The organism is Micromonospora sp. NPDC093244 (genome assembly GCF_040683695.1).
Taxonomy (GTDB): domain Bacteria; phylum Actinomycetota; class Actinomycetes; order Mycobacteriales; family Micromonosporaceae; genus Micromonospora.
Genome location: NZ_JBFBEO010000001.1, coordinates 2,012,665 through 2,028,714, shown reverse-complemented (window position 1 = coordinate 2,028,714; position 16,050 = coordinate 2,012,665). Strand labels below are relative to the sequence as shown.

The window sequence follows — 16,050 nt, the reverse complement described above, 5'->3', positions numbered from 1 at the left end:
CTCGGCGGTGCTCGCGGCCCGCCGGCCCGGCCCGTGGCCGCAATTCTGCGGCGCGTGGCGCGGGAACTTGCCCGACCGGGTCGGCGTGGCTGTACTGTGCCCTGTCGAGGCCCTGTCGAGGCCCTGTCGAGGCCCTGTCGAGCTGCCCCGGATGTGGGGCGGTGGGGGCGGGCACCCAGGTGCTGATGCGTCTGCGGTCGAGCCGTCCTGGATCACCTTCGGGTGGCCGCGGACCCGATCGTCCGGGCAGCCCTGCCCCGAACGTGGGGCAGCTCGACAGGGCGCAGCCACCAACCCCACCCCTCCGCCGCCGGTCTGCTGCGCAGCCCGTTGACCGAGGGTGGGTCAGCCCAGGACCAGGCCGGGGTCGGGTTCCGGGTCAGGGGTCGGTCCGGGGATCTTGTACTCCTCGGTGAGGGTGGTCATCGGGCCGGGCCAGGTGGCCTGGGCGACCTCGATCGGCTTGCGGTGCTCGTCGTACGCGACGTGCAGCAGGTGCAGCACCGGGGTGTCGGGCCGGATCTGGAGGGTTTCGGCCTCCTCCCGGCTGGGCTGGCGGGCGCTTATCGTGTCGGTGGCCGAGACGTACCGCCGGCCGGTGGCCTCCTCGGCCTCCTGGTAGAGGGGCCGGCCGAACGCCTCGGCGCGCTCCAGTGAGGTGCCGGCGGTGTCGCGGGGCAGGAACCAGGACGCGCCCACCTCGACGGGGGAGTCGTCGGTGCGGACGAGGTGTCGCCGGCAGAGCAGGTTCGTGCCGTCGGGCACCCCGAACGCGTCGGCGACCTCGGCGGGGGCGGGGGAGTGGCCGACGGAGACGAGTTGTTGGCGGTACCGGGCGGCCAGGTCGGTGTGGTAACCGCGGAAGCCGCCGTACCGCCCTCGGGAGAGTCGGTTGAGTCGGCGGCGGGTGCCCCGGACGTACGTACCGGAGCCGGGTTTGGTGATCAGGATGCCCTCGACCCGCAGCTGGTCGACGGCGCGTTGCACGGTCTGCTTGGCGACGCCGAACATCTCGGCGATGGCCGGGATGGACGGCAGTCGCTCGCCGGGTCCCCAGTCGCCGCGGCGGACCTGGGCCTTGAGCTGCGTGGCAATCTGCCGGTGGGGAAACTCGGCAGCGCCGGGGTTGATCTGCACACCCGCCTCCTTGATCACATCTAGGTTCCTAGGATGCCTTAGAGGCTGTGACGGCGCCACCCGCGACACGCCAAAACGGGCCCCCAGACCAGAAAGGTCCAGGGGCCCGCAGGCGAATCAGTGCTACCAGGAGCCGGCGGTGGGGCCCGCCGAACCGCCCCGGCGGCGCAGGTACTTCTCGAACTCCTGGGCGATCTCGTCACCTGTCAACGGGGTGATGCCCTCGTCGCCGACCCGTTCCTCCAGCTCGCGCACGTACTCGCCCAGCTCGGCGTCCTGCTCGGCGGCGCTGCGCACGCGCTGCTCCCACTCGGCGGACTCCTCGGCCAGGTCGGCCATCGGCACCGGCAGGTCGACGACCTCCTCGACGCGGTGCAGCAGGGCGAGGGTGGCCTTCGGGCAGGGCGGGTTGTTGGCGTAGTGCGGCACGTGCACCCAGAACGAGACGGCGTCCACCTCGGCGCGGGTGCACGCGTCGTGCAGCACCCCGACGATGCCTGTCGGCCCGTCGTAGCGGGTGGGGGTGAGCTGGTAGCGCTCGGCGGCCTGCGCGTCGGACGCGCTGCCGCTGATCGGCAACGGCCGGGTGTACGGCACGTCGGCCAGCAACGCGCCGAGCAGCACCACCCGTTCGACCTCGAGGCTGTGGCAGATCTCCAGCACCTGCTCGCAGAACGTGCGCCAGCGCATGCTCGGCTCGATGCCCCGGATCAGCACCACGTCCCGTTCGGTGCCCTCCGGGCTGGCCACCATGAACCGGGTCGTCGGCCACTCCACCCGGCGGGTCTCCCCGTCGGCCATGGTGATGGTGGGTCGGCTGACCTGGAAGTCGTAGAACTCCTCCGGATCCAGTTCGGTGATCTGCCGGGCCTGCCACACCTGCTCCAGGTGCTCGACGGCCGCCGTGGACGCGTCGGCGGCGTCGTTCCACCCCTCGAACGCGGCGATGGCCACCGGGGACCGCAGCACCGGCAGTCCGTCGAACTCGGTCACGCCGTCACCTCACCCTGCTCGTCGCGGCCGTCCCCGGGACCACGCCCGGTCGTCGGGCCGTGGTGCACAGCGGCGTCCCTGTTGTCCTTCACGTCCGTCAGCCTACGTGCCGAGCGGGTGCCCGGCCCGTCGGCCGCGCCGGTCGGGCCCGCCGGCAACCGGTCATACACCGACGAATCGGACAGCGTGATCCCGCTGACACAATATGGGATCGGGTGCCGAGGGTCTCTGGGCCCGGCGGGTGCCGCACTAACCTGAACGGGTGCGGAACTCGTTGATGGATGCGCTGGCCGACCGGATCCTCATCGCCGACGGGGCGATGGGCACGATGTTGCACGCTGCGGACCTCACCCTCGACGACTTCGACGGCCTCGAGGGGTGCGTCGAGGTCCTCAACGTCACCCGTCCGGACGTGGTGCGCGGGGTGCACGACGCCTACCTGGCCGCGGGCGCGGACTGCGTGGAGACCAACACCTTCGGCGCCAACCTGGCCAATCTCGGCGAGTACGACATCCCGCACCGCATCCGGGAATTGTCCGAGGCGGGCGCCCGCATCGCCCGGGAGGCCGCCGACGCGGCGAGCACCGCGCAGCGGCCCCGGTTCGTGCTGGGCTCGATCGGGCCGGGCACGAAGCTGCCCACCCTCGGGCACGCCGACTACGCGACCCTGCGCGACGCGTACCAGGAGAACGCCGCCGGTCTGATCGTCGGCGGCGCGGACGCCCTGATCATCGAGACCTCTCAGGATCTGCTCCAGGTCAAGGCGGCCGTGGTCGGGTCGAAGCGGGCGATGACCGAGCTGGGCCAGTCCGTGCCGATCATCTGCCATGTGGCGATGGAGACCACCGGCACCATGCTGGTGGGCAGCGAGATCGGCGCGGCCCTCGCGGCCATCGAGCCGCTCGGCGTGGACCTCATCGGGCTGAACTGCTCCACCGGCCCGGCGGAGATGAGCGAGCACCTGCGCTACCTGTCGCAGCACTCCCGCGTCCCGTTGTCGGTGATGCCGAACGCCGGCCTGCCGGTGCTGACAGCCGACGGGGCGTACTTCCCGCTGACTCCCGTGGAGCTGGCCGAGGCCCTGGAGCGCTTCGTCACCGAGTACGGCGTGGGACTGGTCGGCGGTTGCTGCGGCACCACCCCGGAGCACATCCGGGTGCTGGCCGAGCGGCTGCACGGCGCGACCGCCCCGGCCCGCGAGCCGCGGCACGAGGCGGGCGTCTCGTCGGTGTACCACCCGGTGCCGTTCGCCCAGGACGCGTCGGTGCTGATGGTGGGGGAGCGGACCAACGCCAACGGCTCCAAGGCGTTCCGCGAGGCCATGCTCGCCGCCGACTGGCGGGCCTGCGTGGAGATCGCCCGCAGTCAGGCCCGCGACGGTTCGCACCTGCTCGACCTGTGCGTAGACTACGTGGGCCGCGACGGCACGCAGGACATGCGGGAGCTGGCCGGCCGGTTCGCGACCGCGTCGACGCTGCCGATCATGCTGGACTCCACCGAGCCGGCAGTCGTCGAGGCCGGCCTGGAGATGCTCGGCGGCCGGTGCGTGGTCAACTCGGTGAACTTCGAGGACGGCGACGGCCCCAACTCCCGCTACGCCCGGGTGATGCCGATCGTCCGGGAGCACGGCGCGGCGGTCGTGGCGCTGCTCATCGACGAGGAGGGGCAGGCGCGTACCCGGGAGTGGAAGGTCCGGGTCGCGGCGCGGCTGATCGACGACCTGACCGGCCGGTGGGGGATGGACCGCGCGGACATCCTCATCGACGCGTTGACGTTCCCGATCGCCACCGGGCAGGAGGAGACCCGCCGCGACGGCCTGGAGACCATCGAGGCGATCCGGGAGATCGCCAGCCGCTACCCGGGGGTCAACTTCACGCTCGGCATCTCGAACATCTCGTTCGGCCTCAACCCGGCGGCCCGGCAGGTGCTCAACTCGGTGTTCCTGCACGAGTGCGTGCAGGCCGGTCTGACGTCCGCGATCGTGCACGCCAGCAAGATCCTGCCGATGTCGAAGATCCCCGACGAGCAGCGCGAGGTCGCCCTCGACCTGGTCTACGACAGGCGCCGCGAGGGGTACGACCCGGTGCAGCGGTTCCTGGAGCTGTTCGAGGGCGTCGACGTGACAAGTGCCCGGGCCAGCCGGGCGCAGGAGTTGGCGGCGCTGCCGCTGGACGAGCGGCTCAAGCGGCGGATCATCGACGGTGAGCGTAACGGCCTGGAGGCCGACCTGGACGAGGCGATGGCCGGCGGCCGGACCCCGCTGTCGATCATCAATGACATCCTGCTGGGCGGCATGAAGGTCGTCGGGGAGCTGTTCGGCTCCGGCCAGATGCAGCTGCCGTTCGTGCTCCAGTCCGCCGAGGTGATGAAGACCGCCGTGGCGTACCTGGAGCCGCACATGGAGGCCAGCGAGGACGGCGGCAAGGGCCGCATCGTGCTGGCCACCGTGCGCGGCGACGTGCACGACATCGGCAAGAACCTGGTCGACATCATCCTGTCCAACAACGGCTACGAGGTGGTGAACATCGGCATCAAGCAGCCGATCGGCGCCATCCTCGACGCCGCCGAGCAGCACCGCGCCGACGCGATCGGCATGTCCGGGCTGCTGGTCAAGAGCACAGTCATCATGAAGGAGAACCTGGCCGAGATGGCCACGCGCGGCGTCGCCGAGCGGTGGCCCGTCCTGCTGGGCGGGGCGGCGCTGACCCGGGCGTACGTCGAGGACGACCTGCGGTCGATGTTCCCCGGGCAGGTGCACTACGCGCGGGACGCGTTCGAGGGTCTGTCCCTGATGGACAAGGTGATGACCGCCAAGCGTGGCGGCGCGCCGGTGATCGACCCCGAGCGCGAGGCGGCCCTCGCGGCCCGGCGGGCCCGCCGGGAGCGCCAGCGCACGATGGTCACCGAGTCGCTGCCGGAGCTGCACGACTCGTCGGTGCGCTCCGACGTGGCGGTGGACGTGGAGGTGCCCACCCCGCCGTTCTTCGGCACCCGGGTAGTCAAGGGTGTGCCGATGGCCGACTACGCGGCCCTGCTCGACGAGCGGGCCACCTTCCGGGGGCAGTGGGGGCTCAACGGCGCGCGGGGCGGCAACGGCCCGTCGTACGACGAACTGGTGGAGACCGAGGGTCGCCCCCGCCTGCGGTACTGGCTGGACCGGCTGATCGCCGACCAGGTCCTTGAGGCAGCCGTGGTGTACGGCTACTTCCCCGCGTACTCCGAAGGCAACGACCTGGTGGTGCTCGACGAGAACGGGCACGCGGAGCGCGCCCGGTTCTCGTTCCCCCGCCAGCGCCAGGAGCGGCGGCTCTGCCTCGCGGACTTTTTCAAGCCCAAGGGCGACCAGCTCGACGTGGTCGCGTTGCAACTGGTCACCGTCGGTCAGCCGGTCAGCGAGTACGCGGCGAAGCTGTTCGCCCGCAACGAGTACCGCGACTACCTGGAGGTGCACGGCCTGTCCGTGCAGCTCACCGAGGCGCTCGCCGAGTACTGGCACCGGCGCATCCGCTCGGAGCTCACCCTGCCCGACGGTCGCCCGCTGGGCCACGACGATCCGACGGACCTGGCCGGCCTGCTGCGCAACGACTACCGGGGCTGCCGGTACGCGTTCGGCTACCCGGCCTGCCCCGACCTGGAGGACCGGGCGAAGATCGTGGACCTGCTCGGGTCGGAGCGGATCGGGGTGGAGCTGTCCGAGGAGTTCCAGCTCATGCCGGAGCAGGCCACCGACGCGATCGTGGTCCACCACCCGGAGGCCAGCTACTTCAACGCCAAGTGACGGGCGCAGGGTCGCCGACCTGTAATTTCGACCGTCGCCCCGGGCGGCGAGTACCAGGGGAGCGTCGGCCTCCGACCGGGCCGGCCGGACTGCCGGCGGTGTCGGGTCTCAGGACGTCCGTGACAGATATGTGTGCCGGCCCGAACTCGGGCGGCCCCTCGGTGTGGCCTTCGGCGTTCTAGGGTGTGGCGATGTCGGAGCAGTGGTCCTTGACCGTCGATTGCGCGAGTCCACGTGAACTTGCCGCGTTCTGGTGCCTCGCGCTGGGGTACGTCCCGGCCGCCCCACCGAGAGGGTTCGCCACCTGGGAAGCATGGCAGGCCCATTTCAAGGTTCCCGAGGACGAGTGGGACGACGGCGCCTTCATTGAGGACCCTGACGGCATCCGGCCCGGTATCTCGTTCCTGAAGGTGCCGGAGCCGAAGGCAGTCAAGAACCGCATGCACTTCGATATCCACGTCGGCGGCGGCAGGCACGAGCCGTTGGGGGTGCGCTGGCCCCGGGTCCAGGCGACGGTCGACAAACTGGTGGCAGCGGGCGGGACCGTACTCCGGGTCGACGAACCGGACGGTACGCCTGACCACGTGACGATGGCCGACCCAGAGGGCAACGAGTTCGACGTCCTTTAGGCCTGTTCGGGCGGACACTTGTTCCTCCAGATGAGTGCGCTTGGAGGCACGCAGCTCCGTAGATGCCGGGGTTCTGTCAGGTCCAATCTCGCCCGGCTTGCGCCCACGCGTTCCGGTCTGCTGGCGGAGGGCCCTGCTGCAGCCAGGTGAGGATGCGCCCCGCCTGTTCCTGCGGTGTCCCGAAGGACGACTCCACGCGGAGAGCTTGGTCGGAGTAGGGGAAGGCGTCGGCGCGTTCGCGGACGAGATCCTCGTCGAGATCGGTGGCCTGACGCCGCGCCCGGAACCTGGTCACCGCCTCGTCAGGAGCCACGAAGAACTCGACGATCCATAGCGGCGCAGGGGAGCCGGCTAACGCATTCAGCAGGCTGCCGCGCTGATCACGACGCGCATAGGTGCACTCAAGGAGCACAGTCTGTCCCCGATCGACGAGCATCCGAGCCAGGAGATGCGCGCCGTCGTAGGCCGCCATGCGGTCGTCGCGGTTCCTGTCGGACGCAGGGAAGAGGAGGTCGAACAGAGCGTCGACCTCCAGATGCCTCCGTCCGGGCTGAGAGGCCATCGCCTTGACGACCGTGCTTTTACCCGAGCACGGAGGGCCTGAGAAAAGGACGATCCCATTGCCGGTCGTATCTACTGGCAGGTGGTCGTCGGCCACAACTGGAACCTCCGAACGGATCATGGGGCCGAAGTGTCGAGAGCCTAGCCGGTGACGACCGCCCGGCGGTCGTCCCGCCGAGGCGTCGCAGATCACCTGGCGGACGCATGTCGCGCATCAGCGACGGAGGACACGCCGGCTGCGGGCGATGTGGTTCAAAGCTTCCGTACGTCTTTCAAGGCGGCCCCTGAACGGGCCGCACGCGCCGCCGCCTGGACGCGCGTCCGTCGCTCCGCTGGCGCGCCTCTGTCTCAGCGAGCCCACGGCCGTCCATCTTGCCCTTAAGGCCCGTCGCTGATCGCACGCGCGCCTTCGTAGATGGTAAGCGCTTCCTCGACAGGCCCACCGGGTCGTTCCACAGTGACGGGTCGGTCAGCCTGAACGTCGTTTCACCGACGCGGTAGCGGACTCTCCAACTTGAGCTGGACGCCTGCGCGCCTGGTGCGCCCGCTCTGGTACACAGAGCGAATGGGGATGGACATCTATGACCAGTACGAGCGGGACGCCGACCAGTACTTAGCCACCCACGGCCTGCGCGTCGTCGCCGACGTGCTCCCGGCGGTCCGGGAAATTCTCATTCGCGAAACCCGGCACGAGGCTGACACATACTCTGGAGAGGGCACCGTCCCCGGCAACACGCACCTGATGCGGATTTGCGCAGCGCAACTCTGGCATGGTGGTGCGGTCGAAGACGCAGTGTTGGTTCGTCGCGCACGTCGGACGAGTATGGACGCCACCGGCGCCATCGACGGTCAGCTGATGCTCGGTGCGGGCGTGGCCCGGACGAAGGAGTACTTCACGGCGCTGGGTACCGATGAGGCCCGTGAAATCCTCGACGAGATCGCTTGGCTGGAGGAGTCCTACGACGCTGAACGCTACGCCGCCGACCTCGACGACTGGTACCGATGCGCCTGACCGCCTAGGGCGGGCCGACCTGGGATCCGGGTAGTTATTCAGCGTGGCCGCCAGCGGATGCAGGAGCTGAGCCCACTTCGCCAGATCTCTTGCATCACCGTCGGCGTGATCGTGGTCGTACCACTAGTTGATAGGTAGCCGATCCGCGCGCATGTCGCAGATCAGTTGTCGGGGGACAAACCGATTGCCCGCGTTGTCGGTGTCGGCCGTTACGCTGCCGGCGTGCTGACGACCGATACGGAGAAGGCCGCGCTGTGTGAGTTCCTCGCGTGTCAGCGTGCCTGCGTCCGCGCCATCCTGGCGGACCTGGATGAGACCTCGTTGCGAAAGTCCGTCCTACCGTCCGGGTGGTCGCCGCTCGGGCTGGTGGAGCACCTGGGGTACGCCGAGCGCCACTGGTTCCAGGAGGTCTTTCGTGGTGCGGCCGAGCCGTTGCCCTGGCCGGACGACAACACCCCGCTGATCACGTCTCGATCGCCGGCGCAGGTCTTCGGTTTCTACAGTGACCAGTGCCGGATCTCGGACGCGATCATCGCCGGGGCTTCGTTGGCGGCGGCCCCGGTGGCCCGACACCCGGAGGAGCCGCTGGCGTCGCAGACCACCGACCTGCGGCGGATCGTCCTGCACGTCATCGAGGAGACGGCCCGGCACGCCGGTCACCTGGACGTCGTGCGCGAGCTCATCGACGGGCGCACCGGGCTGGGCCCACGCTGATCAACGCCACAGTACGGACGGTGGTTGACCGCTCGGACCAGCTCACCCTGGTAGCCAATGCAGCTCGTAGACCGGTAGTCGTTCCTTCAGGGCGAAGAGGAGGTAGCAGATCCGTGCCGGTGCGGGATGGGAGGATCGCCCGGTGGACAGCGACGTGATGTCGGCGGTGGCGCGACTCCGGGAGGCGTTCGTCCGGTACCCGGAGAGGGCGGTGTTCGATGGCTGCCCGCACTGCCGGGGGCAGGTGCGGGTCGCCGACCACAACCTGTTCTCTTTGACCGTCAGCCTCGGCAATACGGTCGGCAACCGGGACGACCTGAAGAGTCTGCTGCCTCTGCTGCTGGAGCGCATGGTCACCTCGACGGAACTCGAACCGGCGATCGTCTTGGGCAAGCTGCCTCGCGAAGAGTGGCGCACCTGGCCCCAAGCCGAGCAGGAGGCCATTGACGGCTACCTCGATGCGGTGTGGCGGTCCTTGCTGGGGACGTACCCGTCACAGGTCGGGTCGTTCCTCGACCCGGCCACCTTCCTCGACGCGGTCGGCGCCGGCGGCGAGGACGTCACGCGATTCCTCGACATCTGGGACGTCACGCTCAACTCGACGGCGGATCGCCACCTGGCCGACGCGGTGAACGCACTCAACTTCGCGGATAGGAGAGTGACCACACTGGCCGCCTGGCTGCGCCGAGAGACGGTCCGCGACCGGCTGTATCGGGCGTTCGAGCGTGACCACACCATGCCCTGGGGTGACGACCTCGCGCGGGCCCACGATCTGATCCGTTCGTAACGGCCGTACGGCAGCGGTATGCCCGGGATCGTTGCGGCTGCCCTCGCTGGTCGGCGGGCCTGAGTGATGTCCTCACGCCCTCGAGCGGCGGGCCCTCAAGCAGGTTCTCCAGCTCGCGGCATCCTGTCGGGGTGCGGGTGATCACCGTGGCGCGACTCTCAGGGTTCCCGCATTCGCGCTCTGAGGACGTCGAACTCGCAACCCGGCGCGTCTGGATCGAAGCCGTGCTCGATCAGCCACCGCGACGCCACCAGGCTGCGCACTGACCACCAGGCGCGGATCACGTCCCGGTCCGCGTCGACGCCGTAGCCGGCGAGCAGGTCGTCCAGGCGTTCCTCGTGCCCGAGCGTCAGGGTGGCGAGGTCGAACATCGCGTCACCGGGGGCGGCCTCGGACCAGTCGATGACGCCGGTGACCTCGTCGCCGTCGACGAAGACGTGGGTGATCTGCAGGTCGCCGTGGATGAACACCGATTTCCACGGCCGGAGTGCGGCCTCGGCGATCTCCCGGTTGCGCCGGATCACCTCGGCGGGCAGGACGGCGTTGGCGAGCAGCCACGCGCACTCGCTGTCGAGTTCCGTCGCCAGGTCGTCGAGCCCGCGTCCGGGCCACGGAGGCAGCGGAGCGTCGTGCAGCCGTCGTATGGCGGCGCCCGCCGCCGCCCATGCCGCCGGGGACGCGGCCGAGGGTTCGCCGAGGAGGCCGAGAGCCTTTCCGGGTACGGCGGCGATCGCGAGTACGGGCGGCTCGCGCCAGAGGACCGCCGGGGTCGGGACCGGCGCCACGGCCATCGCCCGCGCCTCGACGTCGGCGTGCGCCGGGTCGCCGTCGACCTTCAGGAACACGTCACCGACGCGCAGCGTCACGCGCTGGCTGTGGGCGACGACGACTTCCACCTCGTCCATACCGACCATCCTGGTGGGAATGGCAGTCGATGTCGCCGGAGTTTGCGGACGGCCAGCCGATGACCGTCGATAATCGGGCGTTGACGGGGATCCTGCGGTGGCCCACCCCTGTTTCGTCGGGGTCCAACTGCCTCCGATCGGTGGTGTCTCCGCGCAATCGTTGTCACGCACACTCCGGTGGGTGACCACCTATTCCGGTAAGAAGAAGATCGGCAATGCCGGTGCCGTCGGTATCGCCGCGGCTATTTGCGTCTTACTGTGCTGCGGTGTCGGCACTATTGGGGCGCTCACCGATGACAACGGCGACGAGAAGCCCGTCGCGGCGGCCACAGCGACCGCCTCGATTGCCGGCGATCGTCTCGTCGAGAGCGCGCCCACCACCGCCGGCGTCGGCCCCACAACGAGTGCGCTGGCGTCCCCAACTCCCGCGCCCGTGCTGAGCCCCACACCTGCTCCGCAGCGCACCAGCAGCAAGCCGCCGTCCCGGCCGGCCGCCAAGCCGACGATCAGCAGACCGAAGCCGAAGCCGACCACCGCGAAACCGAAACCGCCGTCTGCTCCGACAGTGCGTCCCGGGGCGTTCTGCTCCAGGCAGGGCGCGCGTGGCGTGACGAAGACCGGTAAGCCGATGGTGTGCACGACCACCGCTACGGACTCCAGAAAACGGTGGCGAGCGGCGTGATCTCCCGAGACGACAAAGCCCGGCCACCTACCATGTGGCCGGGCCGCGTTGTGGGTGAACGGATGTCGAGAACGGGGTGCGGGCTCCGTCCCAGGGGTGGATTCGGCCACGGTGGTCGTACCGGACAAGGAGATCCAGCATGGCGATCCAGCGGATGGACAACGTCCTCATCGTCGTCGAGGACCTCGACGCTGTCATCGCGTTCTTCGTCGCGCTCGGCATGGAGGTGGAGAGCCGAGGGCCGGTCGAGGGGCGGTGGGTGGAGCGGGTCATCGGGATCGACGACGTCCGCCAGGAGGTCGCGATGCTGCGGACCCCGGACGGCCACGGCAAGGTCGAGCTGGCCATGTTCCACACGCCGAGGGCGATCAGCCCCGAGCCGAGGGACGCGCCGGCGAACACGCTGGGCATCCGCCGCGTCATGTTCGCCGTCGACGACATCGAGGACGTCGTCGCGCGGCTGCGGGCGCACGGCGCCGAACTCGTCGGCGCCCTGGAGCGGTACGAGGACATCTTCCGGCTCTGCTACGTCCGGGGCCCCGAGGGCATCATCGTCGGACTGGCCGAACAGCTTCGCTGAGGGCCGCCCACGCCGACCGTTCACGGGGCCGTGCACAGTCGGCATCCGGACTACCGTGACGGGCATGATGGTGCGGACGCGCTGGACGATGCCCCACCCGCCCGAGGTGCTGTGGCCGGCGTTGTGCGACTCGCGCCTCGAACTTCAACCCCGGTGTCCGGTGTTCTACCTGGGCACCCCTCGGCCGACGACGTGCCGCCTGCCGGACGGCCCCGGCGAGGTGGGCGCCGCCCGGCAGTGCGTCTCGGAACAGGGCGTGGTGCGGCAGCGGATCACGACGTGGGAGCCACCGACCCGGTTGGCGTTCCGCATGGAGTCGACGGACCTTGGCTTCCACCGCTTCGTGGACCGGCTCGGGGATCTGTTCGAACTGGTCCCGGCGGGGAGCGGCACACAGGTCACCCGGACCACGACGGTGACAGTCAGCGGGTTCGGCCGGGCGGCTCTCTATCCGGCCCTGTGGGTCGGGCTGAAATCGGTGCACCGATTCGTGTTCCGTAACTGGCAGAGGATGCGGTTGTAGCCGCCGTCGCGGAGTCAGGAAATCAGTGTGCCGCCGTCGACCGTCACCACAGTGCCTGTGGCGTACGTCGCCCGCAGCAGGTAGCCGAACGCCTCGGCGACCTCGTTTGGCTCGCCGACCCGGCGAAGCGGAAGCGACTCGCTGAGCTGGGCGTACATCTGCTCCCGGGTCTCCTGGGGCAGCGAGTCCCACAGCGGTGAGCGGATCACGCCGGCGGAGACGGCGTTCACCCGGATCGGGGCGAGTTCGACGGCGAGGGCACGGACCAGCGCGTCGATCGCTCCGGTGATGCTTGCCGCCACCGACCAGCCGGTGCTCGGCCGGTGGTTGGCGGTGCCGGTGGTGAGGGTGATCGAGCCGCCGGGCCGCAGGTACGGCAGTGCCGCGTTGACCGCCGCCAGGGAGCCGAAGTAGCGCAGTTCGAAGGCGGCACGGGCCGCGGCGAGGTCGAGGGCGTCGACGGACATCAGCGCGAGGGGTTCGCCAGCGGTGTAGACGAGGTGGTCGAACGGGCCGAGGCCCTCGAACAGCCGGGCCACGTCGGCCGGGTCGGTGAGGTCGGCGGCGTACCCCTGGGTGCCTGTCGGCAGGGTCGCCAGGGCGCGGTCGACGCTGCGCTGGTTGCGGGAGGCGACGACGACCTGGGCGCCCTCGCGAGCCGCCAGCGAGGCGGTGGCGAGTCCGATTCCCGAGGTCCCGCCGAGCAGGACGACGCGCTTGTCGGTGAGAGTCATGATCGTGTCCTTCCGAGGTGTGGTGGAGACGGCTACCACCGTGCTCCGTCCGCAACCCCCGCGTCCAAAACCTCTTTCACCTCCTGTGATGCCCGTTGAGCATCACCGAGGCCGCCTCCCGCGAGTATCGTGGGACCGACCGGACGGGGGCCGGATGGACGTGGATCTGCGCAAGCTCCGCTACTTCGTGGCGGTGGCCGAGGAGTTGCACTTCGGGCGGGCGGCCACGAGGCTGCGCATCGCCCAGCCGGTTCTGTCGCGCCAGATCCGGGCCCTGGAGCACGAACTGCGCGCCGAACTGTTCCTGCGGGACCGCCGCTCCACCGTGCTCACCGAGGCGGGCCGCCAACTGCTTGTCGACGCCCGACCCTTGCTCGCCTCGGCCGAGGCGCTGCGTCGGCGGGTGCACCGGGCCGCGCACGGCCGGCCGACGTTCACCATCGCGTTCATGCCCGGCATCATCGTTACCGCCGAGGCCCGGGCCATCGCCCGGCTGCACCCCGACCTGTCCGTCGCAGTGGTCCGTACGTCCTGGAACGACCAGGTCGAGGTGGTCCGCGAAGGGCGGGCCGACGTCAGCTACGTACGGCTCCCCGTCGACCACCGCGGCCTTCGGCTCCGTCCCCTGTTCACCGAACCCCGCGTCGTGGTCCTGCCCAGGGATCACCGCCTGGCCGGCAAGGAGTCGGTCGACCTCGCCGACCTGGGCGAGGAACGGCTCCTTCAGGACCCGGACGCGGTGCCGGAATGGCGGGACCTGCCGAACCGTCCGACGGACCCCGATCCCCGTCCCCGGCCGGAGCTGAACTCCGTCGAGGAGAAGTTGGAGCACGTCGCGGCGTACGCCGGGATGGCGATCCTGCCCCTGTCGACGGCGGCGTTCTACACCAGGCCCGACGTCGTGCACGTGCCCGTCGCCGACCTCGGGCACAACCAGGTCTGCCTGGCGTGGTCAGAGGACAACCAGTCGCCCCTGGTGGACGAGTTCGTGGACATCGCCGTCCGGCAGGCCCGGGCCGCGGGGCTCTCGCCGGGCGAGTCCGGGGGTTAGGCTCCGGGCATGTTCCGCGAGGCCGGGTCCGACGATTTCGAGCAGATCATCCGCCTCTACCGCCAGCTCAACCCGGACGATCCGGTGCTCGACGACGGATCCGACGCGGCGGCCTTCCAGCAGATCCTGAGCACGCCGGGGCTGCGTCTCTTCGTCCTCGAACTGGACGGGGTCGTGGTCGCCACGACGTACCTCAACGTGATCCCGAACCTCAGCCGGTCGGCGTCGCCGTACGCGGTCATCGAGAACGTCGTCGTGGAGGAGTCGCGTCGGGGGACCGGTCTGGGCAGGCAGATCATGGCCGGCACGCTCCAGGCCGCGTGGGATGCCGGCTGCTACAAGGCGATGCTGATGACGGGTTCGCGCACGCCGTCGACGCACGCCTTCTACCGGGCCTGCGGTTTCTCGCCCGACGCGAAGACCGCGTACCTGGCGCGTCCGTCGTGACGGCACCGCGCGGCTAGGTGGCGGGGAAGGTCTCGCGCAGCGCCGGGTCCAGGGACCGACCGGTCGTCGGCTCGACGAACAGGTCGGCCAGCAGGAGGTCGGCGAGGTGGCTGGGGTTGATGCCGGACTCCTTGCCCCCGAGGCCCTGGAGCGCGCCGCCGAAGCGCAGGGCGGCCTTCGCCGCGCCGGACGGCAGGCGGGACACCCGGCGGCGTCGACCGACCGCCTCGGCGATACGCCCGATCATGTCGTCCCAGGTGAGGTTCTCGTCGGCCACCGGAATGTCGTCGCCACGGCCCTGTTCCAGGGCGTCCACGGCGATCTCGGCCACGCTGCGCGCCGAGGCGGCGGCGGTCCCGCCGGTGGGGGCGACCAAGGGGGTACGCGAGCGCGCCCACCGGTCCAGCGGGCCCGCCCAGTTCGGGAGCCGGTCGCCGGCCCGGCCGAAGACGAAGGGCAGTTCGAGGACGGCGACAGGCAGGTCGTCGCCGGCCGCCGCCCGACCCTCGCGCGCCTGCTCGACCCGGCACCTGATGTACGTGTGACGTTCGGTGAGCCGCCACTGCGGACGCAGCCTGTCGAAGTAGGTGTAGTACGAGCCCATCAGCACGCCCCGGGTGAGACCCTCCTCGCGGGCGGCGGTGAGAAGGCGCACCACCGGGTCGACGTTGTCGCGGCGGAACCGCGGATAGATCGGCTTGGGCAGCGGGCGCTGCTCGTCGGTGCGGGTGGCGTACACGACGCCGTCGTGGCCCGCGAGCAACTGTCGCAGGTCCTCGACCGCCGCGGAGTCGACATCCATCAGGTGATCGACACCTGGCCGGGCGGTGCGTGCCACTGTGGTCGCGGCGTGGCCGCGTTCGCGCAGTACGTCCACGACGTGCGCGCCGATCAGACCGCTGCCGCCCACCACGAGAATTCGCACGTCGAATCGTCCACTGCGGAGCCGGTTGCTTGTCAAGTCACGATCGTCGCCGCCGGACGGAGCCGCTGCGGATGCGGCGGCGGCCCGACGCGGCCAGAATGGCGTCCGGAGGTGATCGAGGATGGTCGACCAGGAGAGCGTGCCCAAGCTCTGTTCCGTGGTGCTCGACTGCACCGACGCGAGGGAGTCGGCCGAGTTCTACCGACAGCTGATGGGCTTCGTCTACCGGCCCGGCGACGAGCCGCCGGCGGACGGGCAACCCGACGAGCGTGGTCGGGACTGGCTGGTGCTGAGGTCTCCCGGCGGTGGCCCGCAGATGGCGTTCCAGCAGGTCGACCACCTGCCGGAGGCGACGTGGCCGAAGAACGACGTGCCGCAGCAGCTGCATCTGGACATGACAGTGGGATCCGTCGAGGAGTTGCTGGTCCAGCACGAGCGCGTGCTACGCCTCGGCGGCCGGCTGCGGTACGACCGCATCGAGGACCCCGACGAGCCGCTGCGCGTGTACGCCGACCCGGCCGGTCACCCGTTCTGCATTTTCGTGGGGTAGTCGTCCGCGTCCCCGCAGATGGCATAGGTTCGACTGTGGTGG

At 70.1% G+C, this 16,050-nt stretch carries 17 protein-coding genes; 11 read left to right on the top strand and 6 right to left on the bottom strand.

The annotated features are described in order from the left end of the window. Positions 1–345: 345 nt before the first annotated feature. A complete protein-coding gene (locus AB0N27_RS09155; protein ID WP_364365485.1) occupies positions 346–1,137 on the bottom strand; it encodes a GntR family transcriptional regulator in 792 nt (263 codons plus the stop codon). 123 nt (positions 1,138–1,260) lie between these two features. Then, positions 1,261–2,130 (bottom strand): PAC2 family protein, encoded by an 870-nt coding sequence (locus AB0N27_RS09150; RefSeq protein ID WP_139586737.1) that lies wholly within the window; start codon positions 2,128–2,130, stop codon positions 1,261–1,263. 262 nt (positions 2,131–2,392) lie between these two features. Between AB0N27_RS09150 and metH the strand changes: the two genes are divergently transcribed. Further along, entirely contained in the window at positions 2,393–5,908 is a 3,516-nt protein-coding gene (gene metH, locus AB0N27_RS09145) for a methionine synthase (RefSeq protein WP_364365481.1), read from the top strand. 191 nt (positions 5,909–6,099) lie between these two features. After that, a complete protein-coding gene (locus tag AB0N27_RS09140; protein WP_364365478.1) occupies positions 6,100–6,537 on the top strand; it encodes a VOC family protein in 438 nt (145 codons plus the stop codon). Between the two features lie 76 nt (positions 6,538–6,613). Here AB0N27_RS09140 and AB0N27_RS09135 read toward each other — a convergent pair whose 3' ends face one another. Continuing rightward, positions 6,614–7,219, bottom strand: a complete 606-nt coding sequence (locus AB0N27_RS09135; RefSeq protein WP_364365475.1) for an AAA family ATPase — start codon at positions 7,217–7,219, stop codon at positions 6,614–6,616. A 444-nt stretch (positions 7,220–7,663) separates the two neighbouring features. On the opposite strand from AB0N27_RS09135, the gene AB0N27_RS09130 reads away from it, so the two are divergent. From AB0N27_RS09130 to AB0N27_RS09120, 3 genes are all read left to right on the top strand, one after another. Next, positions 7,664–8,110, top strand: a complete 447-nt coding sequence (locus AB0N27_RS09130) for a hypothetical protein (protein WP_364365472.1) — start codon at positions 7,664–7,666, stop codon at positions 8,108–8,110. A gap of 222 nt (positions 8,111–8,332) precedes the next feature. Next, positions 8,333–8,824 (top strand): DinB family protein, encoded by a 492-nt coding sequence (locus AB0N27_RS09125; protein WP_364365469.1) that lies wholly within the window; start codon positions 8,333–8,335, stop codon positions 8,822–8,824. Positions 8,825–9,035: 211 nt separating this feature from the next. After that, a complete protein-coding gene (locus AB0N27_RS09120) occupies positions 9,036–9,611 on the top strand; it encodes a hypothetical protein (protein ID WP_364365466.1) in 576 nt (191 codons plus the stop codon). Positions 9,612–9,769: 158 nt separating this feature from the next. Here the strand turns inward: AB0N27_RS09120 and AB0N27_RS09115 are convergent, their stop codons facing one another. Beyond that, positions 9,770–10,516: an aminoglycoside phosphotransferase family protein gene (locus AB0N27_RS09115; RefSeq protein ID WP_364365463.1), complete on the bottom strand. Its 747-nt coding sequence runs from the start codon at positions 10,514–10,516 to the stop codon at positions 9,770–9,772. 181 nt (positions 10,517–10,697) lie between these two features. Here AB0N27_RS09115 and AB0N27_RS09110 point away from each other — a divergent pair, with 181 nt between their 5' ends. From AB0N27_RS09110 to AB0N27_RS09100, 3 genes are all read left to right on the top strand, one after another. Further along, a complete protein-coding gene (locus AB0N27_RS09110; protein ID WP_364365460.1) occupies positions 10,698–11,198 on the top strand; it encodes a hypothetical protein in 501 nt (166 codons plus the stop codon). A 139-nt stretch (positions 11,199–11,337) separates the two neighbouring features. Beyond that, a complete protein-coding gene (locus tag AB0N27_RS09105; RefSeq protein WP_364365457.1) occupies positions 11,338–11,778 on the top strand; it encodes a VOC family protein in 441 nt (146 codons plus the stop codon). Positions 11,779–11,842: 64 nt separating this feature from the next. Then, positions 11,843–12,301: an SRPBCC family protein gene (locus AB0N27_RS09100; protein ID WP_364365454.1), complete on the top strand. Its 459-nt coding sequence runs from the start codon at positions 11,843–11,845 to the stop codon at positions 12,299–12,301. 14 nt (positions 12,302–12,315) lie between these two features. Here the strand turns inward: AB0N27_RS09100 and AB0N27_RS09095 are convergent, their stop codons facing one another. Further along, positions 12,316–13,035 carry an SDR family oxidoreductase gene (locus tag AB0N27_RS09095; RefSeq protein ID WP_364365451.1) on the bottom strand — a complete coding sequence of 240 codons (720 nt, stop codon included), beginning with the start codon at positions 13,033–13,035 and terminating at the stop codon, positions 12,316–12,318. Between the two features lie 154 nt (positions 13,036–13,189). Here AB0N27_RS09095 and AB0N27_RS09090 point away from each other — a divergent pair, with 154 nt between their 5' ends. Next, entirely contained in the window at positions 13,190–14,086 is an 897-nt protein-coding gene (locus tag AB0N27_RS09090) for a LysR substrate-binding domain-containing protein (protein WP_364365448.1), read from the top strand. A 9-nt stretch (positions 14,087–14,095) separates the two neighbouring features. Continuing rightward, entirely contained in the window at positions 14,096–14,533 is a 438-nt protein-coding gene (locus tag AB0N27_RS09085; RefSeq protein ID WP_364365445.1) for a GNAT family N-acetyltransferase, read from the top strand. 13 nt (positions 14,534–14,546) lie between these two features. Here the strand turns inward: AB0N27_RS09085 and AB0N27_RS09080 are convergent, their stop codons facing one another. Then, positions 14,547–15,458, bottom strand: a complete 912-nt coding sequence (locus AB0N27_RS09080) for an NAD-dependent epimerase/dehydratase family protein (RefSeq protein WP_364365442.1) — start codon at positions 15,456–15,458, stop codon at positions 14,547–14,549. A 121-nt stretch (positions 15,459–15,579) separates the two neighbouring features. Here AB0N27_RS09080 and AB0N27_RS09075 point away from each other — a divergent pair, with 121 nt between their 5' ends. Beyond that, complete coding sequence (locus AB0N27_RS09075) at positions 15,580–16,008, top strand: VOC family protein (RefSeq protein WP_364365439.1); 429 nt, start codon at positions 15,580–15,582, stop codon at positions 16,006–16,008. Positions 16,009–16,050: the final 42 nt, after the last annotated feature.

Coding starts and splice junctions, on each gene's coding strand:
- AB0N27_RS09140 (WP_364365478.1), top strand. CDS start 6,100: ATGTCGGAGCAGTGGTCCTTGACCGTCGATTGCGCGAGTCCACGTGAA.
- AB0N27_RS09135 (WP_364365475.1), bottom strand. CDS start 7,219: ATGATCCGTTCGGAGGTTCCAGTTGTGGCCGACGACCACCTGCCAGTA.
- AB0N27_RS09130 (WP_364365472.1), top strand. CDS start 7,664: ATGGGGATGGACATCTATGACCAGTACGAGCGGGACGCCGACCAGTAC.
- AB0N27_RS09115 (WP_364365463.1), bottom strand. CDS start 10,516: ATGGACGAGGTGGAAGTCGTCGTCGCCCACAGCCAGCGCGTGACGCTG.
- AB0N27_RS09105 (WP_364365457.1), top strand. CDS start 11,338: ATGGCGATCCAGCGGATGGACAACGTCCTCATCGTCGTCGAGGACCTC.
- AB0N27_RS09100 (WP_364365454.1), top strand. CDS start 11,843: ATGATGGTGCGGACGCGCTGGACGATGCCCCACCCGCCCGAGGTGCTG.
- AB0N27_RS09095 (WP_364365451.1), bottom strand. CDS start 13,035: ATGACTCTCACCGACAAGCGCGTCGTCCTGCTCGGCGGGACCTCGGGA.
- AB0N27_RS09090 (WP_364365448.1), top strand. CDS start 13,190: ATGGACGTGGATCTGCGCAAGCTCCGCTACTTCGTGGCGGTGGCCGAG.
- AB0N27_RS09085 (WP_364365445.1), top strand. CDS start 14,096: ATGTTCCGCGAGGCCGGGTCCGACGATTTCGAGCAGATCATCCGCCTC.
- AB0N27_RS09075 (WP_364365439.1), top strand. CDS start 15,580: ATGGTCGACCAGGAGAGCGTGCCCAAGCTCTGTTCCGTGGTGCTCGAC.